The following is a 17,399-nucleotide window of genomic DNA, read 5'->3' on the forward strand; positions in this document are numbered from 1 at the left end:
TATGCATATTTCCGATAAAAACAGTCAGTCACATGTTTCCGAATTTTGCGCAACACATTCCGAGTAATTTAGTCGGAAATAATTCACTTTGGTTCTGAAGTGTCCATTGCTTTTTGTTCAACCACCATCACGCCAATCGACAGGTCTTGGCACGACCGGCTCAGTGTCTGAATTCAGATGTATCGGGTGTCTGGCTGGTCACAGTGCGAAAGGATCGTCCAGAATGCCGACAACGGGCATCAGGAAGTCGCCATTTACCGGGTCCATGGCTGCCGCATAAAGGGTTTCGATGGCGTTTACAGCCGATGCCACACTTGTTTCGCTGCCATCAAACAGGGCCATGACCAGCGCCGCATCATCGATATCCGACATCCCCCGGTGGACTGCAAAAAGCGCGCCAAGATCTGTTTTCTGCTCAAGATATCGCTGGTCCGCCGCTTGCCTATCGACGAAACTTTGCGGTGCATCAGATGTGGGAACCGCTTTCACCCCTTGAAGAAACTCGAGAATGAACGCGCCTCGGGACACGGTGCCATCGTCAAGCGCTTTGGCCCAGAATCGAAGACCATCAATGTCGGGCGCACGGCCCAAGACGTTCTGGTAGACGTCGGCTGCAAATCTGAAGTTGCCCGAGCCGGTTGGATAAGCTTCGAGCGTTTCAGGCTGATTTGCAAACTGGATCGCGATCTCTTCCAGTGGCACGCCGTTTGCGTAAACCGTACCCCAGAATGCCAGACCGACCGCATCCGGCGCGCGATTGAAATACGCGATATACAATTCAACGAAGCTTTCGAACGCGTCTTGTTCCAGACCTGCGTGACCGCCGAACTGCCGCAGGTCTATTGGACCGTCGAACAGCGGGTGTTCTGCTCCAAAGTCGATCAGTTCGACATTATCAAGCGCAATCGGTCCCAATCCTCCCTCAGAGCGATCCGCGACCGTCACGCCATTTGCGGTGAAAGACACAATGTAGTTTGACTGCTCACCGGCGAAGAACGCGCTATCGACGCCTTCCATGCCATTGATCCGGTCAAACGCCCCTGTCGCCATCAAGTTGGCATCGTCAAACGGTGTCCCCGTCAGCACGCTGTCTGTTCGTGGCTCCAAACCTGGTTGGTCTTCATCTGATGGTGCGGTCGTGTCGTCTTTTGGCTCAGAGGGATGACCAAGCGACGTCCCCTCTACATCCTCTTCGTTGACAAGTTCGATATGGGCCGCAGTCAACGGAGAACCGCTTTGCGAGGCATGAAACATATCGACGGTTGTGCCGTCCCCAAGCGTCAAGCGTGAGACGTTGCTGAAGGGTTTTGTAATTGTGCCAATCGCCTCATCCGCCGAGGTGAAGCCGCTGTTGATCAGTCTGATCGTTTCGTTGGAAAGATCGAAATCAGACAGCGTGTTTCGTCCGTCACCCGTGCCGATGACAAACACGTCGCGGCCCCCCTGACCGTAATAGGTGTCAGCCCCAGCGCCTCCGCGCAATTCGTCATTGCCATCACCGCCATCAAGGTAGTCGTCGTCCGGTCCTCCCAGTAGGGTGTCGTTCCCGTTCTGGCCAAAAAGGTCATCGTCGCCCGTGTTGCCGACAAGCAGATCGTCCCCGTCTGCGCCCTGAAGCGAATCGTCGCCGCCCAGACCGTCAATCGTGTCCGCAACATCCCGACCAAAAATGCGCTCTCCCGAAGCGGTGGCAATCGGGGGCGTGCTGCCTTGCTTGATGAAGCCCGCGATATCATATCCGATATCCGCCAGAATGGCCTTGTCAAACGAGCTGATCAGGACGCGTGATCCGGTGATGAGCAAGGGATCAAGAGCGACCGTGTCGCCCGCAAAACCTTCCTCGACATGAGAGAAGTCATCCTCGATCGGGATCGGTTGGCCATTGTTGAGAGATGTTGTGTTTGGTCCGGTGAAGGTGTCACCCACAATCCACCGATCAAACGCGCCGGATGTGCCCACACCAAGGATATGTCCGATTTCATGCACTGCGACGGACATGAAGTCGTTTTGGCCTGACCCTGGGTTGTCCAGGCTGAACGACCAGTTCGCCGCAGAGTCAAATGTGATGGCCCCGGCCCATGGTTCGAAATCGGTTACTGCGCCGGTGCCGCGAAAATCAGGGCTGATCCGGGCGGTATAAACATCGCCTGCCGCATCTCCACCGTCTGGACCAGCTACGGCCAGCGTTGCACCGGGAAAGTTGGTCGCGCCAACAAAAACGATGATGTCATCGACAGTGTGTGTCAGCGTGATCGTTTCCGTCGCGAATGTCGTTGGGTTGCGAATGCTGAAGACCGTGCCAACGGGAAGATTTTCAAAGTCGTCGCGAATGACGGCTTCCCATTGATCTGCGGCCGCTTCAAGCGCCGCGCGATGGTCCGGGCTATTGAAAAACCCTGTGCTGTCGAAGCGGTAGTCGAATGCAATCGTGAATGACACAGACCATATTTCCTTACCCGAACGCATGTGACGAAAAGAATTTCGTCCTGATCCACGCGCGATTTTGAATCCCTGAGTACACAAGGCGTAGTCGACAAGTTGGGCAGCATCGTGATGGCAGTTGGGCAATGGGTCTGGAAATTAGTCAGCATTTTAAACAACTTGGATCGCCATGGCGCGTCGTGACCACCGTCTTTGTCGCGCCATGGGTCAGGTGAAACCGCGCACCAACTGCGAACAACTGCCATTGCGATCAGGTGTAAACCCGACTTGACGGAGCCGGGTCTGTGAGTGCACATGAACGCGTTTACGGTCCGGGCGTGTCACAGCGTTCGGTGAAAAGGGAACGCGGTGCTTCGACAGAACAATCCGCGACTGCCCCCGCAACTGTGAGCGGTGAGCGACGCTGAAACAGCCACTGGTGCCAATTCCGGCGCTGGGAAGGCCAGCAGAGCAATGACCCGCAAGTCAGGAGACCTGCCGTAGACCAACACCCAGTCCGATCGCGGGGTGCGATGGGGCGGCGGCCTGTCCGCAGTGGTGTCTATCACCGTCTGCGGATGCGCGCGCATTCCAGATTTTTTGTTACCAAACCGACGCTCTGCGTCGGGCAAGGCTGGGATCATTGCTATGGCACGGCTCACGACCAAACTACTTCTGTGTTCTACTCTTGTTGCTCCGTCGCTTGCGGCGGCTCAGGACGTGGGTGGCACAGTTATCGAACTTGACGAAATCGTCGTTTTTGGCGGCTTGCTTCCGACAAATCTCAACACCACCGGAGCCACGATTGAAGTTGCGGAAAGTCAGGACATCCTGCGTCAAGGTATTGGCGCAACCGCGACGCTTGATGCGCTTCCGGGTGTCTCAGTCAGCTCCAATGGTGGACTGGGCGGCAGCGCCACGGCGCGGATCCGTGGTCTTAGCGGACCCTATGTCGGCGTTCGCGTCGACGGAATTGACGTGGCCGACCCATCAGGCCCGCAAACCGCGTTCAACTTTGGCACGCTGACCACAGGATCACTTGACCGGATGGCAGTGGTCAAGGGCACGCAATCGGCGGTCTACGGATCCGAAGCGATTGCCGGAGTCGTCGAAGTGGAAAGCTGGCGACCCGACGTGCAGGGTTTTTCCGGCAAGGCAAGAGCCGAGGTGGGAAGCTTTGAGACACGCGCAGCCAACGTCAGCTTGGGGTATCTGGATGACCGTGCAGAACTTGCCCTTAGCTTGGGGCGCGTCACAACCAAAGGGTTTCCGGCCCGAGATACGGACGACGAAAACGACGGGTTCGAGCAGAGCAGCCTGAACCTCTTTGCGGCCTATCAAATCAGCGACTCCATCCGCGTTGGAATGACCGGATTGTGGTCCGATGGATCGGCTGAATTCGACCGCTCTGAAATGGATCCCACCGGAGAGATTGACGAAACGCGACGTGGGCTTCGGGTGTTTGGGGAAGTTCAGACCGGCGAATGGACGCACGAACTGTCCTTCAGCCGCTACGAGATTGATCGTTTCGATGCCGACGGATTTACGCGCGATTTTCTGGGTGAGCGCGACACCGCAGCCTATCTGGCGCAGGGGGATCTGTCGTCCAACCTGTCGCTTGCTTTGGGCGCGGACTGGACAGAGGAACGGTCGGAACTGGACGGTGCTGCCTATGATGCGTCCAACGCGGCTGTTTTTGCTGAATTCAAAGCCACGCCAAGTGACGCAGTCGAGCTGTCGTTGACCCTGCGCTATGACGATTACTCGGATTTTGACGGCCAGTTTTCAGGGCGCGCAGCTCTGTCTTACCAGTTGAACGAGGCGACCATTGTCCGTGCCTCGCTTGGGTCCGGTTATCGCGCGCCGTCGCTTTACGAACGGTTCGGCCCCTACGCCGGCTCCACTCCGCTGGACCCGGAAGAAAGCCTGAGCTTTGACCTGGGGATCGAGCATAGCTACGGGGATCGCGGTTCGGTCAAGGCCACCTTGTTCTGGGCCGAGATCGAAAACCTGATCGGTTTTGGCACCTCGTCCAATTGCCTGCCGTCGCAGGCGTTCGGTTGCTACATCCAGACGGATGGCACCACACAAACCAGTGGTCTGGAACTTAGCGGGTCGTATGCGATCACGGATCGGGTTCGCCTGTCAGCGGCGTATACCCTGACCAACGCCGAAAACAACGGAGACCGTGTGATCCTTGTGCCCCGCCATGATCTGTCGCTGGCCCTTGAAGCGGACGTCACCGATCGGTTGCAGGTGGGTCTGAACATGACCCGTGTTGCGGACACGCTTGATGGCTTCGGGACACCTACGCCGCTGGACGATTACACGGTCTGGGACGTGTCGGCCCGGTACGACATCACCGACTCTGCGTCGATCTATGGCGCAATCGACAATTTTGGGGATGCGTCCTACCAGTCGGTTCGCGGATTCAACGCGCCAGAGCGGACAATCCGTTTTGGCATCGAAACCTCGTTCTGAACGATGCGGCGTCTGCTGACGCTGATAAGCATTGTGCTGGCCCCGATGTGGGCCAGCGCGTCTGACATGCCGCGCGTGGTGTCCGTAAACGTCTGTACGGATCAACTGATCATGTTGCTGGCCGATCCGGCGCAGGTGGTGTCGCTAAGCCAGTTGTCGGATGATCCGCGGGCATCCGTCATGGCGGAAGAAGCCAAACGCTTTGCAAAGAACAATGGTCGGGCCGAAGTGATAGCGGTTCAGAACCCGGATATTGTTGTTGCCGGAGAATACAACGACCCGGCCCTGATCGCGCTGCTGCGCTCCATCGGGATCGAGGTGGTCCAGTTTCCCGTTACCCGGTCACTTGACGATATCCCCCAGGAAATTCGGAAGATGGGGGCGGTATTGGGGCGACATTCCAAGGCCGAAACACTTGCCACAGCGCTTGAGCGAGATCTGGAGAACCGGCCCGTTGTGACGGACACAGCGCCTCTGGCCGCGTTTTTCCTGCCCAATGGTTACGCGCTGGGCGCAGGGACGTTAAGCCACGATATCCTTGTCGCCGGAGGGGCAAGGAACCTTTCAGTGGAACTGGGATTTCAGGGAAATGGCACCCTGTCGTTGGAACAGGTGATCTTGCACCAGCCTGATCTGTTGATCGGGTCGCAGCCTTTTGACGGGTTTTCACTCTCTGAAGAAATGGTCTCGCATCCCGCCTTGTCGCAGTTTCCTGTTCTCAACACTACGGTCGAATGGGTGTGTGGTACGCCCTTCGTGATGAATGCCGTGGCCCAGGTTGCGGAACGGGTCGGTCGCCTGCGCTAGCCTGCAATTAGATGAGGTCCGCCATTTGGCGCGCCAGACGCAGAGCACCGTCCAGTGCAGTCCCGTGTGGTTCTGCCAACCGGGGCTTGTGTGGCGTCTCCAGAAATGGCGCGTATCGCGGTCCCAGACTGCCTGTCAGACATACGACGTCGTCACCGGTCAGGTGTGATCTGCGCAGGCAAAGGTTCAGATAGTCCGCGCCCTCTTTGACAAGTGCCAAAGCGTTTGGGTCATCGTTGTCGGAGGCTGAAAAAAGGGTTTGGGCAAGTGCAGCATATGCCGCCGGGGTTGCATGTCTGGCAAATGCGATCAAAGCCGCAGCATCTCGGTCGAATTGCGCCAGAAGTGTCTCAATGGCGTCGGACGTTTCCTTGAGGTCGTCCAAGACCAGGGCGGCGCGTTGCAGCGCCATTCGTCCCAACCATGCACCAGAGGCCTGGTCTCCCAGTTGAAGTCCCCAGCCACCAAGATAGCGAACCTCGGTGTTGCGTTTTATTGCAACGAACGATCCCGTTCCGACCGAGACCACTGCTCCGTTGCGGTCCCCTAAAGCGCCAACAACCGAAATCATCTGATCGTTGCTGACCTTGCAGTATTGCAGGGGCAAAAGTGCTTCTGCTGCCTGCGCATCGTGCGCCGTAACAATCCCGGCAATCCCAAGATGTGCGGGCGCGGACATCAGGGCGTCCATGGAAAGACCGGCTGAAACCGCCGCACAGGACAGGGTTTCCGTGATGTTCTGCAGCGTTGCTTCCGGGTCGCTTGTGTAATTGGCGGCACCACCCGATGCCGTTCCGATCAGACGACCATGCACATCATGGATCGCAACGCGGCATCCGGTTCCGCCGCCATCGATTCCGATGATATATCTGGACGCGCTTGTCATATGCGCGGCCTTAGCACAGATTTTTGCCGTCTGTGCAGTGTCCATGTCGAGCCTCGGGTCTGCACAATGCACGAAAAACGGGCAAGTCGACCCATTCCATTGCGATCCGTGAAGGCGAAGAGCGAATTATTTGAAACCGCGCCAGAGCCGTGATTGTCTGAACTATGGCCCAAGACATTCAGAGCAAAGAAAAATCTCCTGCGTTGAGCCGGGCGCTTGCTGCCAAAGTCAGTGAGATTTATCCTGATGTGAACGCGGACATCCTGACCACCAAGGCCATTGACGCGTTCTGGCCCGAGGGCACCCACAGGCGCAAGCGGGGCCGCACGCCGGGAAATGCGCTTTGGTCGCAAGGGGATGCGCTGCTCATCACTTATGGAAATTCGATTGTCGATGGTGCGCACAAACCGCTTGATCTGCTGAACGATTTTCTGCGCCGCTATCTGCGCGGCGTCATCAACGGTGTTCACATCCTGCCGTTTTTTCCATTCACTTCGGATGATGGGTTTGCCGTCACTGACTACATGGCGGTCAATCCCCAATTGGGAGACTGGTCGGACATCAACCGGATCGCAGATGAATTCAAACTGATGTCCGATCTGGTCTTGAACCATGTGTCGAGTCAAGGGACGTGGTTCAACGCCTATCGGCAGGGCCAAACGCCCTATGACAAGTTCTTTTTTGAGGCGAGCCCGGACGATGATCTGAGCATGGTGGTCCGCCCCCGCACGACACCGCTCTTGCAAAAGGTCGAAACTAAAGAGGGCCCGCGCCATGTCTGGTGTACGTTCAGCCACGACCAGATCGACCTTGATTTCCGCAATCCAGAAGTGCTGCTGGAGTTTCTGCGCACGATACGGACGCATATCGACAACGGGGTTCAGATCATCCGTCTGGATGCTGTTGCGTTTCTTTGGAAAGAGGTCGGATCACCGTCGATCCACCTGCCGCAGACCCATGCAATTGTGAAACTGATCCGTCTGCTGTGCGATTTTGCTGTTGAGCCGATTGTACTGCTCACCGAGACCAATGTCCCGAAGGCCGAAAACCTCAGCTACTTTGGCAAGCGGGATGAAGCGCATGTCATATACAACTTTCCGCTGCCGCCGTTGATCCTGCACGCGCTCTTGTCGGGGACGGCCAGAAATCTTGACAAGTGGCAGCGGTCGATGCCGCCAGCGCCGCTGGGCTGTGCCTATCTCAATTTCACCTCAAGCCATGATGGCATCGGAATGCGCCCCGCAGAGGGTCTGCTTTCAGGCGACGACCAGAACGCGATGATAGACACGGTCAAAGCGTCGGGAGGACTTGTTTCGATGCGCGCCCTGCCGGATGGAGGCGTGGCGCCGTACGAGTTGAACACCACCTATTTCGCGGCACTCAGCCGGACGTTTGATGGACCTGACGAACATCACCTTGACCGATTCTTGTGTTCCCAGACCATTGTCATGTCGCTTGAAGGCATTCCGGCATTCTACATTCATTCGATGCTGGCCACACCCAACGATACGGATGCTGTTGAACGGCGGGGAATGAACCGGGCGATCAACCGCCACAGGTGGGATTACGAAGCGTTGCGCGCGCTCTTGGCTCAAGATGATACGATCCATGCACAGGTCTTGAATGGGTTGAAGCAGCGCCTAAGAATTCGTCAGAAACAAACCGCCTTTCATCCCAATGCCACCCAATTCACCGTGCGAACCGATGACGAGCGGATCTTTGGTATCTGGCGTCAAAGCCTTGATCGGACCCAATCTGTTTTTGCGCTGCACAACGTCAGCAAAGAAACGGTCACCCTGCCGGTCAGCACCTTGAACATCATTGCTGACGAAGACTGGCGCGACTTGTTGTCGGGCGATCCGATCTCGAAAAATGATGTCGTGCTTGCTCCCTATCAATGCCGCTGGATCAGCAACGCAGGTCACTGATACTCCTTCATGTCCGCAAGCGCGGCAGCCTGCATATCGCGCAGGAAGTCCGGGTCAGCCGCGTGAACCCGGTTCCATGTGGCGATGAACGGCGTTTCGTGCGGGTTGTCTAGAAACGTCTGGCCCGCGCGCATGATGTTCTCCGCAAAAAGCTCGATCGAGGCTTCTTCGGAATGACGGTCCACGATCAGCCCGTTCATCTGGGCATCGCAGTAATACGCATCCAGCAGATCAAGGGCGCTGCGATAGTAGGTGGCTTTCAGGGTTCGGAACACGTTGGTGGTAAAGATCGTCCCGTCCGCAGCAAGCTTTCGGAAGATCGCCTTGCAGATGTCAGTCGACATGCGGTTCAGCCCTGTCTGGGCGTCTTCGGGGCTCAGCGTCTGGTGTTTGTGGTCATAGGCATCCGCGATTTCGACCTGGCACACCGCCTTGGGGGCAAGGTTGCGCCATGCTTCGGACAGCACGCCGATTTCCAGACCCCAATCTGATGGAATGCGCAGGTCGGGCAGGATATTTGTCCGCATCGCAAATTCGCCCGACAGCGGGTAACGGAAGCTGCGCAGGTAATCGATATAGTCTCGATCACCGATCACCCGTTTCAGCGCAATCAACAGAGGGCTGACCAAAAGCCGGGTCACACGCCCGTTGAGTTTTTCGTCCCCGATCCGCGCATAATACCCCTTGGCCACCTGATAGGGAAAGGTGGGGTTGGCGACCGGATAGATCAGCCGGGCCAGCATTTCATTGGTGTAGGTCAGAATATCACAATCATGGATCGCCATGACCGCGCTGTCCTGACAGCCGATCAGGTAGCCGATGGAGGTCCAGACGTTCTTGCCCTTGCCCTGTTCGGTTGGTGCGAGTCCCATCTGTTCAAGCCGGGTGTCCAGCGCAAGCATCCGGGGACTGTCGTTCCAGATGACGATATGGTTCTGGTTCAATCCTTCGAAGAACTTTTTGGCATGGCGAAATTGTTCTTCGGTTGCGCGATCCAGACCGATAATCACGCGGTGCAGGTATGTGACCTTGGCCAACTCCGACAAGATGTTGGGCATCGCGTCGGTTTCCAGCTCGGAATAAAGACAGGGCAGGATCAGGGACATTTTTCGCGTCTGGGCAAACGTCTCAAGTTCGTAGGTCATTTCAGGCAACGAACGGCTGCGCAGATTGTGCAGGGTCGTGATGTTTCCGTTCTGATGAAAATCAACCATAAAGCTTTGATCCTGTCGAAAGGCCAAGCGCGTCAAGCCACGCATTTACGGCAATGTTCCACCCTGAAGGGCCAGCGTCTTTGGTTCGTGAGATACGGCCGTCCACCTCGCCCGGCATGTCCGGCAAAGGGGCGCGATGTGGATTGGCGATGATCACGCCGTGGTCCGCTTTATCGAGCATTGCGATGTCATTTGGCGCATCACCAAGCGCGAGTGTCTGTTCCGGGCGCAAGACCCGGATGATGCTGTCCATTGCATCCGCCTTGGTCTTGCCAAACGACAGCGTGAGAAACCTGCCACCGCTCTGGGCTGTGATGCCATGCGCGGCCAGGGCGGTCGTGAACTGATCCAGCGTATCAGCGTTTCCGGCCCACAATCCGGGTTCGGAAAAGCGGCGGGTCTTGGCAAGGGATGCGGCATTTGTCGAAAGACCTGTGAGGGCCGCCACCTCGTTCACCGTCATGTCACCAAAGCCCCGGAAGAAGCCGCGCAAGTCGTCTGAAATGCGATCAAGATGTTGGCGCAACACGGGGTAGGCATCTTCTTGGGTCTGATCGGTCAGCCCAATCACCCCTGATCCGTTCTCTACAATGGCCGGGTATCGGGCGAGGGACATCTCGCGTTGAAGCAACGTGATCTCTGCTGCGGTCTTGCTGCTGGCCAGCACAAGCGGAACGCCAAGGGCGCGTAGCCTGTCCAAAGCGGGTATTGCCGCATCCCACCGATAGGTTTCATGATCCAAAAGCGTGCCGTCGAGGTCGGAAAAGACAACAAGCTTCGGCGGATTCTTCATATTTCGATTGTCGGATGCGAAGGCAAAAGGCTCAAGTAAAAACGACGCGCCGGGTCTGTGCGGGATTGGGCGCATGACACTCGCTCATTCCGTGACCGACATACGCCGAAAAAACGCCGCCGGAAGTATCCCGGCGGCCTTGTCAGAATTCAACTGGCGCGATTTACCCGAGTATGGACTTTACCGCTCGAACCGTGCCTGCCACAACCTGATACGCCTCTTCGCGGCTCAGGCAGAAGGGCGGGGCAAAGCCAAGGATATCTCCCTGGGGCATGGCACGGGCAATGATCTTGTCCTGCTCAAGAAGCTTGGCCGAAATCTGCGGTCCGATCTTGTCGGCAGGGTCAAAGAACACGCGGTCGGATCTGTCTTTCACAAACTCCACCGCGCAGATCATGCCGTCGCCACGAACGTCGCCGACATGCGGGTGATCAGACAGCGCGTCCGTCATGGTGGCGTTGAGATAAGCTCCGACCTCACCCGCATTTGTGATCAGGTTCAAATCGTCCAGCAGCTTGAGGTTTGCGACACCCGCAGCCGCGCCGATCGGGTGTGCGGAATAGGTCCAGCCGTGGCCGATAGGTCCATTTTCATCCGTACCCTGTTCAAGCACAGCCCAGACCTTGTCCGACACGATGGATCCCGACAGCGGCGCGTAGGCCGAGGTCAGACCCTTGGCGATGGTGATGATGTCGGGTTCGATTCCGTAATGCTCGGACCCGAACATCGTGCCCAACCGGCCAAACCCGGTGACCACCTCGTCCGCGATCAACAGGATGTCGTGCTTTTTCAGAACGGCCTGTATCGCTGTCCAGTAGCCTGCGGGGGGCGGAACGATCCCCCCGGTGCCCAGCAGGGGCTCGCCGATAAACGCGCCGATGGTGTCAGCGCCTTCACGCGCGATCAGGTCTTCAAGGTCTTGCACGCATTGCTCTACAAACTGCGCCTCGGACTGGTCCAGATTGTCCCGACGATAGTAATAGGGCGCTGTGGTGTGGATCACCTGTTCAACCGGAAGGTCAAATTTCTTGTGAAACAGTTCAAGCCCGGTCAGCGAGCCCGTGACAAGTCCGGACCCGTGATACCCGCGCCAGCGCGAGATGATCTTTTTCTTCTGCGGACGGCCGAGGACGTTGTTGTAATACCAGACCAGTTTGACATTGGTCTCGTTTGCATCGGATCCGCCAAGGCCGAAATAGACCTTCGACATGTTGTCCGGCGCACGGTCGAGGATCATCTTGGACAAGGTGATGGACGCCTCTGTCCCATGCCCGACATAAGAATGATAATACGCCAATTCGCGGGCCTGATCGGCAATCGCTTCGGCGATTTCCTGGCGGCCATAGCCGACGTTGACGCAATACAACCCGGCAAACGCATCCAGAAGGCGGTTCCCATCCCGATCTTCGATATGAACGCCCGAGGCAGTCTTGATCACCCGGCTGGGGCTTTCGCCGCGCGCGTGTTGGGCAAGGTGGGTCGAGGGATGGAAGAAATTATCCCGATCCCACTGATCAAGTTGGTCGTTTCTCAACATGTCGTTTTCCAGTCATTAAATGTGACAAATCGTTGTGCACATCAGTCGAAATTTCTTGATCCTGTCAAGAAAACTGCGAAGGATTTCTTGCACCGTTCAGCGGCGAGTCCGCTGAGTTGTGTACATCCTACAAAATTAATGGCTGAGGACCAACCATGCCCGAGGGAAATGCCCCGTTTAGCCAAGTGGAATATGATCGCCGGATCGCGCTGACCCGGTATGCGATGGAAGTCGCCGGTTTGGATGCCCTTTTTATCACCGATCCCTCAAATCAGGCGTGGCTTACAGGCTATGACGGATGGTCCTTTTATGTGCATCAGGGTGTCCTGCTTCGGATGGAAGGAGAGCCGATCTGGTGGGGCCGGTTCATGGATTCGATCGGAGCGCAGCGCACCTGCTGGATGTCCGATGACGCGATCATCGGGTATGCCGACAGCTATGTGCAATCGACCCTGCGCCATCCGATGCAGGACCTTGCGGAACGGATGCGGTCTCTGGGGCTCGAAACCGTTCGCATCGGGGTCGAGATGGAGAATTACTACTACACGGCCAAAGCGCACGAAGTCCTGCGTGCGGAACTTCCCGATGCGCAGATTTCTGACGCGACAGCGTTGGTGAACTGGCAACGTCTGGTCAAATCGAAAGAAGAGATTTCGTTCATCCGCAAGGCGGCACGGATTTCTGAACGCGTCATTGAAACGGCTATCGAACGGGCGGAACCCGGCGTTCGCAAGAATGATCTGGTTGCGGATATCATGCATGCCGGGATCACCGGGGTAGATGACATATGGGGCGATTACCCCGCCATCGTGCCGCTGACGCCCTCTGGTCTGGATGCCACGGCGGCGCATTTGACATGGAACGGCGACCCCATGCGCGAAGGCGAAGCGACGTTCTTCGAACTTTCGGGATGCTATCGTCGGTATCATGCACCGCTTTGCCGCACTGTTTTTCTTGGCACACCTCCGTATGAAATGCTGGACGCCGAAAAGGCCCAATTGGAAGGCATCGAAGCTGCGTTGGACGCCGCGCGGGCAGGCAATCGCACCTGCGACATTGCCAAAGCCCTGATCGACGTGTTGCAACAGCACCGAATCTTCCGTGAGGGGCGTTGCGGGTATCCCATCGGACTCAGCTATCCTCCGGACTGGGGTGAACGAACCGCGTCGATCCGGATCGAGGATGAGACCATATTGCAGCCGGGCATGACGTTCCACTTCATGCCGGCGCTTTGGATGGACGCCTGGGGTCTTGAAACAACCGAGACCATCCTCATCACGGAAAGCGGAGCAGCAGAAGCCTTGTGCAACGTTGAGCGCAAGTTGTTCGTCAAGAACTAGGCAAAAGGGCGAGAGCCGTGGATCATTTACAGCGCACCACCGAGATCCTGCGAGAGTTGATCGCTTATCCTACCATCTCGGCGGACAGCAATTTTGACTTGATCCTCCATATGGCTGGTCTGCTGGAGGAGGCGGGCGCGCGGTGTGACGTCATGTCTTCGCCCTGCGGGACCAAGGCAAACTTGTTCGCGACGCTGGGGCCGGATCGAAACGGCGGAATCCTTCTGTCCGGGCACAGTGATGTTGTGCCGGTTGCAGATCAGGCGTGGACCCGCGATCCGTTCCAGTTGGACCCGTCTGGTGGTCTGCTATATGGTCGAGGCACCTGTGACATGAAGGGTTTCATCGCCGCGACTCTTGCAATGGCCCCGTATTTTGCAGAACGGGTTGGGGAACGCCCGGTGCATTTTGCCTTTACCTATGACGAAGAGGTCGGGTGCATGGGTGCCCGGCATTTGGCGGAAACGTTGTCCGAACGTGGTCTGACCCCCGGTGTGGCAATCATCGGTGAACCGACGGACATGCGGATCATCGACGGACACAAGGGGTGCAACGAATATACAACGCACTTCAACGGTCTCGCCGGCCACGGATCCATGCCTGATCATGGCGTAAATGCCGTGGAATACGCGGTGCGATATGTGAACCATCTGCTTGGCCTCAAGGACGCACTGCGCGCACGCGCCCCGACAAACTCCCAGTTCGATCCACCGTGGACCACCGTAAACGTGGGGTCTTTGGTCGGCGGCGTGGCCCACAACGTGATCGCGTCCTGCGCGCAGGTCGAATGGGAAATGCGCCCCGTGCAGCCGGGGGACGCGGAGTTCGTCAAAGACAGTCTCAGACAGTATTGCGAGACCGAACTTCTACCAAAGATGCGCGCCATTCACCCCGAGGCCTATATCACAACCGAGGTGATCGGTGAGGTGGTTGGACTGATCCCCACCGACGAGAACGAAGCGCGCCGCATCATATTCGAACTTACTGGCGCAAACAGCAGCGACGTCGTCGCCTTTGGAACAGAGGCGGGTCTGTTTCAGGCGCTGGGCACGGATGTGGTTGTCTGTGGACCGGGTTCTATCGAACAGGCCCACAAGGCAGACGAATTTATCGCCATTGACCAGTTGTCACAATGCTTGAGTATGCTGGAAAAGCTGGGGGATCGGCTTGGTCACTGACCCAACTTGTGACACGGTCAGCGACATCATGCTGTCCGTCAAAGACCGCCACGCAGCCATGCATGCGGACATCCGCCAGCGCATCTGCCTTTTGGATTTTCCGCCCGGTACCCAGCTTTCCGAAACGGCCCTGGCCGAGGAATTCGGGACAAGCCGCACACCGGTGCGTCGCGTCTTGGCGCGTCTGGAAGAAGAAGGATTGGTGCAATCGGTTCATGGTGTGGGAACGCTTGTCACGGATGCGGATATCACCGAACTGGAACAGGAATACCGCCTGCGTGTCGAACTTACCGCACTGACCGGACGGCTGAATCCGGTGATGCCGGGCACGGCCTTCATGCAGCGTTTGCAACACCTGATCGACCGTGCGTCTTACATGATCCCCAAGGGTACTCCACGCAGCTTCACGCAACTGGACATGGAGGTGTTTCAGACCCTGCTGGAACTGACGGACAACGACCCGCTGCGACAGATTCTTGAACGTCTCTACTACAAGACCAAACGTCTCTGGCTTGTCCGAGCTATCGCTGCGGAACTGGATCTGCATGCGGAATTTCGCATTTTCCGGCATGAACTTGAGGCAATCCAGATTGCTTTGCTCTCGGGTGATCTGGACGCGGTCGCTCAGATTCAGCGCGCCCATATTTCGATGAGCTTGAACCGCCTGCTTCGACAGAATGACTGAGCCGGACAGCCGTTGGTTTGCTTCACGAGTCGGGGTGGTCTCAGGTCGCCTTTGGAATGTCTGAATGATCTGCGCAGACGTCATGTATCGAACCTGCAGTTGTGATCCAGATATCATCGCGATGCGTGCAGATGTGCTGCAAAGCGCGGCGTAGGTGGCGAAGGCGATAGGGTTGGCCGACCAGATAGGGGTGTAGTGCGATTCCCATGACCAAGGGCTGATGCACCGACTGCATCCGCATCTCGTCGAATGTGTCGATGAGGATGTCTGCAAAGGCAGCGGCGCCGTCCTTGCGGGCGACAATAGAAGGGATGTCGTTGGCTTCTTGCGGGTAGGGAATGGCCAAGAGCGGCCCATGGTCTGTGCGCATCCAGACGGGTTGATCGTCCATGCACCAATTGAGCGTGTAGGCATATCCCGCCTTCTTGAGCAGGTCCGGCGTGACCGGGCTTTCTGCGATCCAAGGCGAAAGCCACCCTTTGGGCGCTTTGCTCTCAGCCTTGGTCAGCACTTCCGTTGCTTCGACGATCAGGGTCTCTTCGTCCTCGGGGGACAACACGCTCTGACGCTCTGAATTGGTGCGTCCATGGCCGACAATTTCGTCACCCCGCGACCTGAATGCGGCCATGAGGTCTGGTGCGTAATTGTACATCACCGAGTTGGCCAGGACACTGGCGGGCAAATCAAGCGCGTCGAACATGTCCAGCATGCGCCACGCGCCAACGCGGTTGCCATAGTCGCGCCATGCATAATTTAGGATGTCCGGCTGTGGCCCGCCGGGCGCAAGTTCCGCCCCCAGCCCTTCGCCAAAGGCGAAATGTTCAAGGTTCAGGCCGATATAGACCGCCAGCCGTTTTCCCCCTGGCCAGTCATAATCCGGCCTGTCGTTGATGGCGCTGTAGTCGTAGCGTTCATGGGTCGGCAATTGGATCATAAAGGGGCCTCGGCCAAACCTGCCTTGTGAAGCAGTATCTCTGCGCTGTCGTTCCAGACATGAGTGCTGACGATCTGACCGTTTCGCACGACAAAGCTGTCCATGTACCGGTTGGTTTCAAAGGTCGTGCCATCATGCCATTCACCATAAAGATAGCCGGTGTTGTAGACATGCACATCCCCTGTCGCCGGATCGTGGGCTGCATCGGTGTGCAGAAACTTTTTCTTGACCCACTTGTAACGCTTGGCATTGAACGCCGCCGTCTGGTCCGGGCCGGTAAATTTCCGACCCCCCGTAAAGGTGATATCAAAATCCTTGGCGACATAGGCCCGCGCGCCTTCGGGGTCGGGGACCATCGAGCGTTCGAGATAGGCTTCGACGATGGCTTTGGCGGCAGTCGCCGGATCGGTTTTCTGGTCCATGGTTTCCTCGTTCTTCAGGGCAGGTTGGCGGAACAATGGCGATGGCAGAAGCCCTTGACCACTTCGGCAGCCGCCGCGTTCATCATGCGCGCGTCGGCATTGGAATGCGTGATGCGATCAGCGGCGGCAATCGCGCGGTCACGCAGCGCGGACTCGTCCAGCGTCAGGATACGATCCTCGGCGAACACCATTTGCCCGGCGATCATCACCTCGCGCACGGCAGCGCCTGTCTCTGCAAAGACGATCTGATCCAGCGTGGCCCGCTGCGGCGTGTAGTGGCAGTAGCCTTGATCCAGGAACACCAGATCGGCGACCCAGCCTGTCGCGATCTGACCAACTTTGTCGAACCCCAGCAGACGGGCACTGCCGCGTGTCGCCATATTGAACGCCTCGGTCGTACGCACCCACTGTGCGGTGTCGATGGTCTGCGCTCGGCTGAGCGTGGCGGCAAGACGCATCGCCTCGAACATGTTCTGCCCGTCCGACGTGTTGCTGGCATCGGTGCCGATGCCCAAGTGCACCCCCGCATCGGTCAGACGGCGCAACGGCGCAATGCCGGACCCAAGGCGCAGGTTGCTCATCGGGTTGTGCGAAATCCCGGCTTCAGCCCCCGCCAGTAGCGACATTTCAGGGTCGGACAACCAGACCCCGTGCGCGCCACTGAAACGGGGGGACAGGACGCCAAGCGCTGATAGGTGTTCGGTCAGCGACGTTCCGAATTTCCGCTGTGCCATCACCTGTTGCAGCCGCGTTTCGGCCAGATGCGTCTGAAG

The 17,399-nt window shown here is 57.5% G+C and carries 14 protein-coding genes and 1 riboswitch; of the genes, 6 read left to right on the forward strand and 8 right to left on the reverse strand.

The window, feature by feature from the left end; genetic code table 11:
- Positions 1–198 precede the first annotated feature (198 nt).
- A complete protein-coding gene (locus ACTIEN_RS11525) occupies positions 199–2,439 on the reverse strand; it encodes a DUF4214 domain-containing protein (protein WP_439523285.1) in 2,241 nt (746 codons plus the stop codon).
- Between the two features lie 293 nt (positions 2,440–2,732).
- Positions 2,733–2,938, forward strand: a riboswitch (cobalamin riboswitch).
- A 131-nt stretch (positions 2,939–3,069) separates the two neighbouring features.
- Here ACTIEN_RS11525 and ACTIEN_RS11530 point away from each other — a divergent pair.
- The gene (locus ACTIEN_RS11530; protein ID WP_439523286.1) at positions 3,070–4,902 is read left to right on the forward strand and encodes a TonB-dependent receptor plug domain-containing protein; all 1,833 of its coding nucleotides are present in this window, start codon (positions 3,070–3,072) and stop codon (positions 4,900–4,902) included.
- Positions 4,903–4,905: 3 nt separating this feature from the next.
- Entirely contained in the window at positions 4,906–5,709 is an 804-nt protein-coding gene (locus ACTIEN_RS11535; RefSeq protein ID WP_439523287.1) for an ABC transporter substrate-binding protein, read from the forward strand.
- 7 nt (positions 5,710–5,716) lie between these two features.
- Here ACTIEN_RS11535 and ACTIEN_RS11540 read toward each other — a convergent pair whose 3' ends face one another.
- A complete protein-coding gene (locus ACTIEN_RS11540; RefSeq protein ID WP_439523288.1) occupies positions 5,717–6,640 on the reverse strand; it encodes a BadF/BadG/BcrA/BcrD ATPase family protein in 924 nt (307 codons plus the stop codon).
- Positions 6,641–6,759: 119 nt separating this feature from the next.
- On the opposite strand from ACTIEN_RS11540, the gene ACTIEN_RS11545 reads away from it, so the two are divergent.
- Complete coding sequence (locus tag ACTIEN_RS11545) at positions 6,760–8,523, forward strand: sugar phosphorylase (RefSeq protein ID WP_439523289.1); 1,764 nt, start codon at positions 6,760–6,762, stop codon at positions 8,521–8,523.
- Here ACTIEN_RS11545 and ACTIEN_RS11550 read toward each other — a convergent pair.
- The 3 genes from ACTIEN_RS11550 to ACTIEN_RS11560 all read right to left on the reverse strand — a co-directional run bounded on the left by ACTIEN_RS11550 (position 8,517) and on the right by ACTIEN_RS11560 (position 12,067).
- Positions 8,517–9,737, reverse strand: coding sequence for a glycosyl transferase (locus ACTIEN_RS11550; protein WP_439523290.1), 1,221 nt, complete (start codon positions 9,735–9,737; stop codon positions 8,517–8,519). The genes ACTIEN_RS11545 and ACTIEN_RS11550 overlap by 7 nt on opposite strands.
- Positions 9,730–10,530 carry an HAD-IIB family hydrolase gene (locus ACTIEN_RS11555; protein WP_439523291.1) on the reverse strand — a complete coding sequence of 267 codons (801 nt, stop codon included), beginning with the start codon at positions 10,528–10,530 and terminating at the stop codon, positions 9,730–9,732. Before ACTIEN_RS11555 ends, ACTIEN_RS11550 begins: the two co-directional genes overlap by 8 nt.
- A gap of 163 nt (positions 10,531–10,693) precedes the next feature.
- On the reverse strand, positions 10,694–12,067 hold the full coding sequence (locus ACTIEN_RS11560; protein WP_439523292.1) for an aspartate aminotransferase family protein: 1,374 nt from the start codon (positions 12,065–12,067) through the stop codon (positions 10,694–10,696).
- A 155-nt stretch (positions 12,068–12,222) separates the two neighbouring features.
- Between ACTIEN_RS11560 and ACTIEN_RS11565 the strand changes: the two genes are divergently transcribed.
- Genes ACTIEN_RS11565 through ACTIEN_RS11575 form a run of 3 tightly spaced genes read left to right on the forward strand, consistent with a single transcriptional unit; the run spans position 12,223 to position 15,270 of the window.
- A complete protein-coding gene (locus ACTIEN_RS11565; protein WP_439523293.1) occupies positions 12,223–13,407 on the forward strand; it encodes a M24 family metallopeptidase in 1,185 nt (394 codons plus the stop codon).
- Between the two features lie 17 nt (positions 13,408–13,424).
- A complete protein-coding gene (argE, locus tag ACTIEN_RS11570) occupies positions 13,425–14,585 on the forward strand; it encodes an acetylornithine deacetylase (protein ID WP_439523294.1) in 1,161 nt (386 codons plus the stop codon).
- A complete protein-coding gene (locus ACTIEN_RS11575; protein WP_439523295.1) occupies positions 14,575–15,270 on the forward strand; it encodes a GntR family transcriptional regulator in 696 nt (231 codons plus the stop codon). The genes argE and ACTIEN_RS11575 overlap by 11 nt, the downstream gene beginning before the upstream one ends.
- A gap of 40 nt (positions 15,271–15,310) precedes the next feature.
- Here ACTIEN_RS11575 and ACTIEN_RS11580 read toward each other — a convergent pair whose 3' ends face one another.
- The 3 genes from ACTIEN_RS11580 to ACTIEN_RS11590 form a co-directional block, all read right to left on the reverse strand.
- Positions 15,311–16,204 carry a polysaccharide deacetylase family protein gene (locus tag ACTIEN_RS11580; RefSeq protein ID WP_439523296.1) on the reverse strand — a complete coding sequence of 298 codons (894 nt, stop codon included), beginning with the start codon at positions 16,202–16,204 and terminating at the stop codon, positions 15,311–15,313.
- Entirely contained in the window at positions 16,201–16,626 is a 426-nt protein-coding gene (locus tag ACTIEN_RS11585; protein WP_439523297.1) for a nuclear transport factor 2 family protein, read from the reverse strand. The genes ACTIEN_RS11580 and ACTIEN_RS11585 overlap by 4 nt, the downstream gene beginning before the upstream one ends.
- Before the next feature lie 14 nt (positions 16,627–16,640).
- On the reverse strand, positions 16,641–17,399 hold a 759-nt coding region (locus ACTIEN_RS11590), incomplete at its 5' end, for an amidohydrolase family protein (protein ID WP_439523298.1).

This window comes from Marivita sp. (assembly GCF_051859345.1).
GTDB lineage: Bacteria > Pseudomonadota > Alphaproteobacteria > Rhodobacterales > Rhodobacteraceae > Marivita.